Genomic DNA, 11,331 nt, shown 5'->3' on the forward strand with positions numbered 1-11,331 from the left:
CGCTCCCGGGGGCACCGGTGATCCCGCGGCCGGTCGTCGATGCCCCCTCGACCCGCGTCCCCACCCCGACCGGAAAACCCCCTCATGCTCCACCGCAGCATCACTTTCGCCCATGCCACCTTCCTCGTGCTCTCGGCCCTGCTGTCGTTCCTGGTCGTCCGGGAACTGTTGGAGGCCACACCCGACCCCGGGGCGACGCTCGTGCAGGTACGGGGCACCGACGAGGCGGCCGGACAGGACGGCGTCCGGGAGGCGATCGCCGCCTTCGCCGAGGAGCGCCGGGTGAACATCGCCCTGGAGGCCGCCGACCCGCGCGACCCGGGCGGCGTCCGCCACCTGTACCTGACCGTGGGCGCCTCCGAACAGCCCGGCGGTTCCTGGCTCGATCAGGGCTATCCCGGCCTCTCCCCCGAGTACCGCACCGAGGTCCACCCCTGGTCTGAGACCGCTGACCTGGACCCGCGCGGGTCCTACCACCTCCTGGGCCCCGAGGAGGAGGCGCCCGCCCTCCTCGACGCCGTGTCCGCGTACGGGCTGGACGGACACCTCGCCTCCGCGTACGAGAACGACGAGTGGTTCAAGATCGCCCGGCACGGCACGTTCTTCGACGCCTCCGCCATCGCCGTCCTGTGCGGGGTGGTCACCATCGGCACCGGCGTGCTCCTCAACGCCCGTTCCTACGCGGTCCTGCGCCTCCAGGGCATGTCACCGTCCCGCACCCTCCTGCGCGACCTCGCACAGCTGGCACGGTTCTGGGTGGTGGCGGCCACGTGCGTCGCCGCGGCCACGGCGGGCCTTCTCCTCCTCCACGGCGCGCTGTCCCGCGCCGGGCTGCTCCTGGAGGTGGCCCTGTTCCACCTCGCCGTGTTCACCGCGGTCGGCCTCGCCACGCACGCCGTCGCCCTCGCCATGGTGCACGCCACCGGCATCCTCCCCGCCCTCAAGGGCAGGCTGCCCGCGCGCCTGGCCACCGCCGGCGCCTACGCCGTCCGCGTGCCCGCCCTGGCTCTCGTGCTCGGACTCACCGCGGGCCTGGTCCCCGACCTCCAGGTCCTCCAGGGCCAGAGGGAGGGCCAGGCGCTCTTCGCCGAGGCCGACGGCGTCTCCCGGCTCCACTTCTCACAGAGCACGGACGAGCTGCACGGGCAGGAGACGAAGGAGGTGCTCGGCGAGTCGCTGCGCGGCATGGACGCACGGGGGCAGCTGCTCCTGGCGGCGCCCGGGGAGAACCACGCCGTCCTCGAAGGGGCGTCCCTGCCCAGCGACCTCGCCGTGTTCGTCGTCAACGACGCCTACCTGGGGCGGCAGTCCGTCCTGGCTCCGGACGGGAAGCCGTACGGCCCCTCGCCGGGGACCGGCCCCGTGCGTGTCCTCGTCCCCCAGACCCGGGCCGACCTGACTGACGCCCTCGTCGAGGAGGTCGGGCGCTGGCTGCGCGAGCCCTGGGAGGAGAGCGGGAGCACGCCCCCGCGGATCGACGTCGAGACGGCTCCCGGACGGGGCGGGCAGCGGCTGTTCACCTACGGCGCCACACCCATGGGGGACCAGAGCGGCGTCCCCTTCGTACAGGACCCCGTGGTCGTGGCGCTGCCCAGCGGTTCCGGGGCCCTACACCCCGTCCAGTACCACTCCTACGCCGCGAGCGGGGCCTCCCTCCTCCTCGACGGGGAGGACGTCACCGGCACCGCGGAGGGATCGACGCTGCCCGCCTACGTCGACAGCGTGCAGCCCGTGGTGCTGGGGGCCGCCGACGGCCACCGGGAAGCCTCCTCCCAGGTGCGCACCAAGGTCCTCGCCCTCGTCGCGGCGATCGGTGTCCTGCTCATCACCGGGATCACGGTGTGTGTCGTCCACGCCCGCGCGAACTCCCAGGCGATCCTCGCCCGCCACCTGCACGGCTGGCGTTTCGCGGCCACGCACCGCACGCTCCTGGTACTGGAGGTGGTGCTGGCCGTGGCCCTGGTCGGATGGGCCGCGTGGAACACCGCCCAGACCCTGGCGCTCCTCCGCGAGCAGACGTTTCCCGTCCCGAGCGCGGCGGCCGTCCGGGCCGTCACCCTGGAGCCGCTCCTCGCCGCGGGGACCGCCGCGCTGGGGCTGGGCCTGGTTCTGGCCGTGCTGGCCCTCCTGCACCGCCGCATCATCGGCGAGGGCGCCGCCCAGGCATGACCAGGCCGCCTGCGGGGTTCCTTCACGGGCGGGCGGGGGAACGCCTCCAAGGCGGGTGTCCGGTCCGTCCCCGCCGCTCCTACGGACGGGATACCCGCGGCGTGCTCCGCGGACGGCAGGCGGATGCCGGATCCGGGCCCCGCACGCCGTGTGCGGGGCCCGGACGCGGCAGGGGTCAGGGGTCGCCCCCGGACGCCCGGGAGTCGCCGGTGGACGGCAGGGTGTCGCCGCCGTCCAGGTCCGGGCACTCCTCACGGACGCGCCGCGCCACCTCGGAGAAGCCGCACCGCTCCAGGAGCTCCAACTGGGCGTGCGCGAACCTCGTACGGGTCGTTCCGTCCTCGACGGCGTCGATCAGTCCCCGTAGGATCGCGACCTGCACGTCGCGCTCGGCCGACTCGTAACCGCTGCTCTCGGCGGGCCACCAGTAGCTCTCGTAGCCGTTGGTGTCCACGCCGCTTCCCGGGCCGACGGGCATGATGGAACCGCCGTCCTCATAGTCCGTCGGCTCACCGAGCGGGTCGAGCTGCCCGTCCGCGGCCGTGCGAGGAGGCACGACCGGCCCCGTGGAGCCGACCGTGAACTCCTCAAGCTCCTCCTCGGCGTCGCGAACGGTCTCGCGCAACTCGCGGTCCTTGCGGAGCGTGGCCATGCGGTGCAGCCGCTCGGCGTCCTCCTCCGGCAGGCGCAGGCTCACCTCCTCCGCCCACGCCACGACCCCGGTGCCGGTGACCGCGCTCTCCACCGCGAGTTCGGCGGCCAGCTCGCACTCGGCGATCCCGTGGCCCGCGGGGTCCACGCCGCGGGCCAGCTCCGCGGCCCGGGTGACGACCGCGAGGGCGGCGGGGCCGACGGGGTTGCGCAGACGCAGGTTCACGTAGCCCTCCCACCGCCAGTGCACCACGGCGGAGAACACCAGGTCGTAGTCCTCGGCGGCGCTGGGCAGCGTGACCGGGCGCACCCGGGTGCCGTGCGCCGCGCCGGGGTCCTCCGAGGCCGGGGGCGTCTCGGGGATGCCGGAGGAGGCAGGAGAGGCAGGGTCTTCAGGGGCGTCACCGGTGACGTGGCGTGCGCCACCGAAGTACATGAGGGCTCCCAGGAACAGCGGTACGGCCGGGATCCACAACAGTGTCCAGAGCCCGATCAGGGGGTAGAGCACGCAGGGGACGACGGCCACCACCGTGGTGACCGCCACGAGGCGCGCCGGGATGACGGGGGTGACGGTGTGCCTCCTCTCGCGACGTGGCCGCACCTGGCCGCGTCCGGGCCGGCGCGGTACCGCTCCGCACCGCGTGGCACTGGACGACTCCTTCGAGCGACAACCGACAGTCTGCCCCAGATCAGGAGCGGACGCGTCACGAACGGGTCCGCACGCGCCCGCGGGAGAACATTCGGCTACGAAGGCGTGTCGCCCACACCCCGTTTGGGCGAACAAATGGTCCTGAAGCCCCTCCGGGGTCGCCCCGGGTCCCGGACACACCACACAATGCGGTCATCCCCCCTCGTGACCGTCCCGGTCGTGTCCCGTCGCCGAGTCCGTCCTCGGAGCCAGCCGCATGTTCACAGCACCCGCCCGGACCGGGCGCCGGTTCCGCCCCGAGGTCCAAGGGCTGCGCGCCGTCGCCGTTCTACTGGTTCTCGCCTACCACCTGAACCCCGCCCTGCTCCCGGGCGGCTACGTCGGCGTCGACGTGTTCTTCGTGATCTCGGGTTTCCTCATCACGTCGCTGCTGTACCGCGAGGCCGCCGAGCACGGCCAGGTGTCGATCGGCGACTTCTACGTACGCCGAATCCGGCGGCTCCTTCCCGCGGCGACCACGGTACTGCTGGTCACCGGCGCCGTCGCCTTCTTCGTCCTGCCCGTGACCCGGCTGGCCGACACCGCCTGGCAGTTGGCGGCCTCGGCCGCCTACGCGGAGAACCTGTACCTGGCCCGTCAGGCGGTGGACTATCTGGCCTCGGACGTGCCTCCCAGTCCTGTCCAGCACTTCTGGTCGCTGTCGGTGGAGGAGCAGTTCTACCTGGTGTGGCCGCTGCTGTTCGTGGTGTGGGCCCTGGCCCGGCGCCGCTGGCGGGCCAGGCCCCGCACGCTCCTTCTGCTGTTGGGCTCGGTGCTGGTGCTGTCCCTGGTCTGCTCGGTGCTGCTGACCCACCGGGATGCGGCCTCGGCGTACTTCCTGCCGGTCACCCGCGCCTGGGAACTGGCCGTGGGCGGCCTGCTCGCGGTGGGGCTGGCGCACGGAAGCCTGCCGGAGCGCTGGCGCCCGCTCCTGGGTTGGCTCGGCCTGGCCGCCGTCGCGGCCGCCGCGCTGGCCTACGACGACGGCACGCCCTTCCCCGGTTGGGCCGCGGCCCTGCCGGTGCTGGGCAGCGCCGCGGTGATCGCGGCCGAGCAGTCCACCGGGCGGCTGTCGGCGTCCCGTCTGTTGGGCGCCGCCCCGGTCCGGTGGGTCGGCGACGTGTCGTACTCGCTGTACCTGTGGCACTGGCCACTGATCGTCTTCGCGCTGGTACTGGCCGGGCGCGAGCGGCTCGGCCTTGTCGGGGCCGTGGCGGTCGCGGCCCTGTCCGTACTGCTGGCGTGGGGCACCAAGGTGTGGGTGGAGGACCCGGTGCGCGACCGCGGCCTGGTTCGCGGCGGCCGCTCGGCCCTGGCCGTGGCCGCCGCGGGCGCGGTGACGGTGGCCGCGGTGGGCGGCGCTGTGTACATACGGGTCGACCGGGAGGGATCGGTGCCGTTCGATCCCGCGGTGCACACCGGTCCCGCCGCGCTCGGACAGGTGTCGGACGTGGGGCCGGTCTACCCCTCCCCCGTCAACGCCGAGGACGACGTGCCCCTGCTGTACGAGGACGACTGCCAGGCCTCGCCCGCCGACACCGACCCCGCTGACCCGTGCGTGTACGGCCCCGAGGACGCCCGCGTGGACGTGGCGGTGGTCGGTGACTCCCACAGCGCCCAGTGGGTACCCGCGCTGGAGAAGCTGGCCGCCGAGCGCGGCTGGCGGCTGTTCGTCTACACCAAGTCCTCGTGCGCGTTCACAGACACGATGGTGAAGGGGCCCGACGGCGGCCCCTACCCGGCGTGCCGCGAGTGGAACCGTGCGGTGGTCGGCGCGTTGGGCGAACTGCGGCCGGACCTGGTGTTCACCAGCTCGTCCACGGCCAGCGGCCCCGCCGAGGACTCCTCCCCCGAGCAGGAGCGGGCCGAGATGGCCGAGGGCATGAGCCGGTTGTGGGAGGACGTGGCGCGGGTCAGCGGCAAGATCGTCGCGTTGCGCGACACCCCGCGCGCACGCGGGGACGTGGTGGAGTGCGTCGCGGCCCACGCCGATGACCCGTCACCGTGTGAGCGGCCACAGGAAGAGGCGTTCGAGGACGCCGATCCCCAGGTGGACGCGGTCCGGGAGTTCGGGGACGGGGTCCACTGGATCGACCTCAGCGACCGGTTCTGCGTCGAGGGCGGGTGCCCTGCGGTGATCGGCAACGTCATGGTCTATCGCGACTCCGGGCACGTCACCAGCACCTACATCGGTCTGCTCGCCGACGACCTGGCCGCGCGGATGGACGAGACCGTACGGCCCTGAGGCGCGCGCTCCCGCGCGCGGGGCCACCGAAAAACGAAAAGCAAAAAGAAGACCGCAGGACACTCGAACGGTGCCCTGCGCTCTTTTTCACGACCCGCTCCCCTTACTCAAAAAAGCACCCACAAAAACCACCAAACCCCGCATATGCCATGGTCAGCACACTTGGCTCAACTCTCTGACACATCGGCAAATATGACACAGACACGCGTGAGGCCAAAAGTCATGCGTTCTCCCGCCAACGCATTCCTGGTAGGTATGCTCATGAGCCGAAACGACTGCATTGCGAAAGCAACAGCGGTGAAGGGCGGAAGCGATGCGATTACCACCACGGCGACAGGCGGCGGCCGGGAGATGACGGAGTCCTCCGGACCCGCCGACAGGCCGACCCACTGACCGGTGCCGCCCTCCCGCCTCCTCCGGACACCGCCGCCCGCACCCGCCACCCGCACCCCCATCGCCCCTCACCGGACCGCATGACCACGACCACACGAGGGGAGCGGCACCGCACGATGCCCTGGGACGCACAGGACCGCACACGTTACGAGGACGAGGTACTGGTGGCCGCGCGTGCCCGCGGGCTTCCGGCGGATCTGTTCACGCGCTACGGCATCGGCCCGCGCCTGGAGCGGCGACTGCGCGCCGACCCCGCCGCCTTCGCCGAGCACGTCGAGGAGGTGTGCGCCTACTGGCGTGCGCTACAGAGCCGACGGCGTTCCCTGAAGCGGGTGCTGGCCGACCTGATCGCCGACCACGAGCGCTTGGAGAGCGAGGGCGCGCTCACCCATCCCTACTTCCACCGGGTGCGCGGTGAGACGGCCCGGCGCGCGCTGGCCGAGTGGTCCGAGATCGCCGGGAGCCTGACCACCGCCCTGCTGGACCGGGACACCGTCCGGTCGATGATCGCGCCGGTGGGCGTGGCCGAGACCGACGCCGAGCGCGTCCTGCTCGACCATGGCGTGCGGGTCGTGGACCGGCTGCCCGAACTGCCGGACGCACCGCCCGTGCGCGCCTTCCGCGCCCTGCGCGAGAACCTGCGTGTCCGGGGCGTGGCCTTCTCCCCCATGGTGGTCTTCGGGGAGCAGTGCCTGGCCCAGGGGTTCACCGTGCTGGAGGGCTTTCAGCTCCGTGACGGCACCGCCCTGGACAAGGTCGCCCTGGACGAGGCGGCCCAGCGCGTACGGCTGGAGGCGATGACCGACGGCAAGGCCGCGGCCGAGAACGTGCTGGAGATCCTGCGTGCCGAAGACGACATGGTCATGCGCGAGAGCCTCGTGCTGTGGGAGATCGTCAGCGACCTGCGGGAGCGTCCGGAGTCCCTGACCGAGTCCGGGTTGGTCCAGCACTGGGTGCATCGTGGTCTGGCCGAGGAGGAGGCGATGCTGCTGGCCGCGGCCGTACGGCACTCCGGCCCCCGCACCGATCCCGCGGTCCGGGCGGAGCGGGACGTGCGCGACCTGCTCGTGGACAACCAGCTGCGGCAGGCACAGAAGGCCGCCGCGGACCTGCCCGAGGAACACGACCTGCACTCCCGGCTGCGTGTACGGGTACGGCAGGTGGAGGAGCTGACCGGGGAGGCGGACCGCGCGCTGCGTGCGGGCGACCGGGAGGAGGCGGCACGGGCACTGGCCGCGGCGGTGGACGTGGCCGCCGACGACGAGGCGCTCCCCGCGCGGCTGGGCGAGGTGGAGCCGTTGCCGCCGCGCGGGGTGGAGGCCCGTGTCGAGGGCCGGAGCGTGGTCGTGACCTGGCAGCCCAGCCCGAGTCTGGCCGGCACGGTCACCTACCGGGTGACGCGGCGCACCGGGCGGGACGGCAGCGCCCGTGAGGTGCCGGTGGGCGAGTTGTCGGGGACCGAGGTCACCGACACCGGCGCCCCGGTGGGCTCGGAGGCGCGTTACACCGTGGTGGCGGTGCGCGGCGGCCGCGGGATGTCGGAGGCGGTGTCGACCCCGCCGGTGATGATCGCGCCGGAGGTCTCGTCGCTGCGGGTGTGCGCCGGGGAGCGGGAGGTGTCCGGTTCCTGGGAGGCTCCGGCGGAGGCCGTGCGCGTGGAGGTGCTGCGCGGCGAGGGCGCCCCACCGCGCGGAGCGGGCGACGGATCCCGCGTGCGGACGGACGGGACGGGGTTCTGCGACACCGACGTCCACACGGACGTGGAGTACCACTACCGGATCCGGGCCGTCTACGTCACCTCGAACGGGCACGCGCGGGGATCGGCGGGACTCGTCCGGCGAGCCAGCCCGGGCCCGTGCCCGGCCCCGGTGCTGGACCTGTCCGTGCGTCCGGACAACGGCACGGACTTCGTGGCCTCCTGGACGAGCCCGCCCCGGGGCCGGGTCGTGCTGCGGGTGGGGGCGGAGCCGCCCGAATGGCCACCGGGCTCGGTGGTCGGCCCCGACGACCTGGACGCCTACGGCCGCGAGGTGGCCCACAGCCCGGTGGCGGACGCGGAGGAGACCACCGCGGTACCCCCGGCGGATGTCGCCTGGGCCCCCGGGACAGGGGCCCCGAGGCCCGCGGGAACGGCCGAGACAGGGCCCCCGGGCGCTGCGGGGACGACTGGAACGGAAGCTCCGGGTACCACGGGGACTGCTGGATCCGGAATCCCGGACGGCGGTCCCGGGGCCACGGTCCCGTCTCCGGCTCCGGCCGCCGAAGGCACGGGCTTCGTGCACGCAGGACTCTCCGGCCCGGTGTCGCGTGAGGAACGGGAGGGGGTCCGTGTCCTCGGACCCGCGGACAGGGCCGAGGTCGCCGTCCGCAACAGCCAGGCCCGCACCGCCGCCGCTCCGACCAGGCAACCGGAGGACGGGGCCGCCGGCCTCCCGACCGAGCAACCGGAGGACGGGGCCGCCGGCCTCCCGACCGAGGAGAGGGAGGGCGTCCGGGTCCTGGGCCCCGCCGACATAGCCGGAGGCCCTGCTGAGCGGGCCGGGAACACCGCCGGCGGAGAACACGCCGCGGCTCCGCCCGGGGCGCCGACGCCCGAGGAACACCCCGGCGCGGAGGTCGCCGCCCCGATGACGTCCGAGGAGCGGTCGGAGTGGGAGGGCGTCCGGGTCCTCGGCCCCACCGAGGGGAGCACCCAGGCTGACCGGGTCCCGGACACGGACGTGCCCGCGGCACGGGAGGCCGGTGAGGCGCACCTTCCGCGGCCGGGGCGGCCGACTCCGGCGGGGAGCGGGGAGCAGGAGGGTGTCCAGGTCCTCGGCCCTGCCGAGGACCCCGTCGAACATCCCGTCGAGGGCCCTGCTGGGAGAACCGGGGTCGACGCCGATGACGGCGGAACGCACGTTCAGGACGCGGCCCCCGCGTACCCGTCCGCGAGTGGGGAGAGGGAGGGCGTCCGGGTCCTGGGCCCCGCCGACACGGCCGGGGACGGTGCGCGGATCAGCGCGGACCACGCCACGGACTCCCCGCCCCGGCAAGTAGGCCATCCGCTGGACACGGCGGGGAACGGCGACGGGGCAGGCAGCCTTGGGAGCCCGGGCGTCGTCGAAGGCCTGGGCGTCGTCGAGGGCCCGGGCAGCGGTGAGGAGGCCCGCCCGCCACGGGAGACCGCGAGCGACGGCCGGGTCCGCTCGGCACTGACCCTGGGTTCGGGCACCAATCACGTCCTGGCGGTGACGGTGGCGGGCGACCAGGCGGTGGTGGGCACCTCCGTACGGGTGACCGCCGCGCCGCCGGTGCGGGACCTGCACGCGGAGCGCTTCGACACCTCGGTCCGTCTGGGCTGGACCTGGCCCGACGACGCCGCCGCCGCGGTGGTCTCCTGGCGCCCCGAGGCACCGGGGGCCGAGCACTGGATCGGCGGCGAACTGCGCTGCACCCGGCTCCAGTACGCCTGCGACGGCGGCTTCGAGGCACCCATGAGCCCCGAATCGGTGCGGGTGGACGTGCGCGCCGTCGTCCCCTTCGAGGGCGGGGAGGCGGTGAGCTCCCCGACGGGCGTCACCGTTCCCGGCCGTGCGGTGCTCGACTACCGCGTGGAGGCGGCCGGGCTGCTGCGCCGGGACCGGCTGGTCCACGTGTTCGCCGAGGAGGACTGCGACATGCCCGAGGTCGTCGTGGTGTACGCCGAGGGCCCGGTCCAGCCGCACTCCGCGGCCCAGGGACTCGTGCTGGCGGTCTTCCCCGCCCAGCGCCTGGCGGCGGGCGAGTGGGTCTCGGTACGCGTGCGGCCTCCCCGGGGGACGGGCGAGGGATGGCTGATGTGTTTCCCGACGGACGAGGACGACCGGGGTATCCGGCTGCGCCAGCCCCCGGTACGGGAACTGAGGTGGTGAGGACCCTGGACGCTCTGCGCTCGCTGATCCCCGTGGACGGCCGCCGTCTGGTGTGCCCCTACTGCTACTCGCGGTTCGCCGAGCGGCACATCCGCTTCCGGTGCACCGGGCGTCCGGGACCCGACGGACGGGTGTGCGCACCGGTGGAGGACACCGCGATCCGCGCCCACCTGGGACGGCGCGAGCGGCTGCCCCCCGTCTTCGAGGCCGACGGGCGGCGTGCCCGGGCCGTGTGCCCGGAGTGCGCGGCGGCCACCGGCAGACAGGTGTGCGCCACCTGCCACGCCCAGCTGCCGGTGAACTTCGGCCGGATCCGCAGCCGCATGATCGCTCTGGTCGGGGCGCGCGACGCGGGCAAGACCGTGTTCATGACGGTGCTCATCCACGAGCTGATGAACCGGGTGGGCTCTCGGTTCAACGCCTCGGTGGGCGGCTCGGACGACCACACCCGGTACCGCTTCCACTCCGACTACGAGACCCCGCTGTACGAGGAGGCGCGGCTGCTCGGCGCCACCCGGCGCACCGGTGTGACCCGCGAACCGCTGGTGTTCCGGTTCACCACCAAGCGGCGGGGACTGTCCGGCGGGCGTCCGCAGCACACGCTGCTGTCGTTCTTCGACACCGCCGGGGAGGACCTGACCTCCGCGGAGAGCGTGGAGGCGAACCTGCGCTACCTCAACAACGCCGACGGGATCATCCTGCTGCTGGACCCGCTCCAGATGGAGGGTGCCCGGCGGCTGGTCCCGGCGGGGACGCGCATGCCCGCGCCGGGCAGGGTGGAGAACCGGCCGCTGGACATGCTGGGCAGGGTCACCGACCTGCTGATGAGCCGGCCCGGTGCGGCCAACAGGCTGATCCGGGTGCCCATGGCGGTGTGCCTGACCAAGATCGACGCGCTGCACGGCGATCTGGACGAGGGGTCGCCACTGCACCGGCCGCAGCCGGGCACGCCGTTCTTCGACGAGTCCGACAGCCAGGACGTACACGCCCAGATCCGGCAGCTCCTGCACAGGTGGGACGGCGGCGGCGTGGACGGCCACGTGGACAACCACTACCGCAACGCCCGCTACTTCGGGGTGTCGGCGCTGGGCGGCGTCCCCGACGAGGGGAACCGGGTGCGGGGAGGGGTGCGCCCCTACCGGGTGGCGGACCCGTTCCTGTGGATGCTCAGCGAGTTCGGGGTCATCCCCTCCCGTGACGGGGCCTGATCCCGCCCCGACGGCTTCCGGTGACCGGTTCGGCCACTGACCCGCTCCGGCCCGCGGCGGTCCCGGCCGCGTCGGCCCCCACGA

Annotated in this window: 5 protein-coding genes; 4 read left to right on the plus strand and 1 reads right to left on the minus strand. The window is 73.6% G+C overall.

The genetic code is table 11. From position 1 onward, the window contains the following. Positions 1–84 precede the first annotated feature (84 nt). Positions 85–2,169: a hypothetical protein gene (locus tag AC0T5L_RS07280; RefSeq protein WP_476164612.1), complete on the plus strand. Its 2,085-nt coding sequence runs from the start codon at positions 85–87 to the stop codon at positions 2,167–2,169. Between the two features lie 175 nt (positions 2,170–2,344). Here the strand turns inward: AC0T5L_RS07280 and AC0T5L_RS07285 are convergent, their stop codons facing one another. After that, positions 2,345–3,421: a hypothetical protein gene (locus tag AC0T5L_RS07285; protein ID WP_476164613.1), complete on the minus strand. Its 1,077-nt coding sequence runs from the start codon at positions 3,419–3,421 to the stop codon at positions 2,345–2,347. Between the two features lie 304 nt (positions 3,422–3,725). Here AC0T5L_RS07285 and AC0T5L_RS07290 point away from each other — a divergent pair, with 304 nt between their 5' ends. The 3 genes from AC0T5L_RS07290 to AC0T5L_RS07300 all read left to right on the plus strand — a co-directional run bounded on the left by AC0T5L_RS07290 (position 3,726) and on the right by AC0T5L_RS07300 (position 11,247). Next, the gene (locus AC0T5L_RS07290) at positions 3,726–5,753 is read left to right on the plus strand and encodes an acyltransferase family protein (protein ID WP_476164614.1); all 2,028 of its coding nucleotides are present in this window, start codon (positions 3,726–3,728) and stop codon (positions 5,751–5,753) included. A gap of 473 nt (positions 5,754–6,226) precedes the next feature. Further along, entirely contained in the window at positions 6,227–10,039 is a 3,813-nt protein-coding gene (locus AC0T5L_RS07295; protein WP_476164615.1) for a SaeA-related protein, read from the plus strand. After that, on the plus strand, positions 10,033–11,247 hold the full coding sequence (locus tag AC0T5L_RS07300) for a TRAFAC clade GTPase domain-containing protein (RefSeq protein WP_476164616.1): 1,215 nt from the start codon (positions 10,033–10,035) through the stop codon (positions 11,245–11,247). Before AC0T5L_RS07295 ends, AC0T5L_RS07300 begins: the two co-directional genes overlap by 7 nt. Positions 11,248–11,331 lie beyond the last annotated feature (84 nt).

Source organism: Nocardiopsis sp. TRM 82005, from assembly GCF_056312425.1.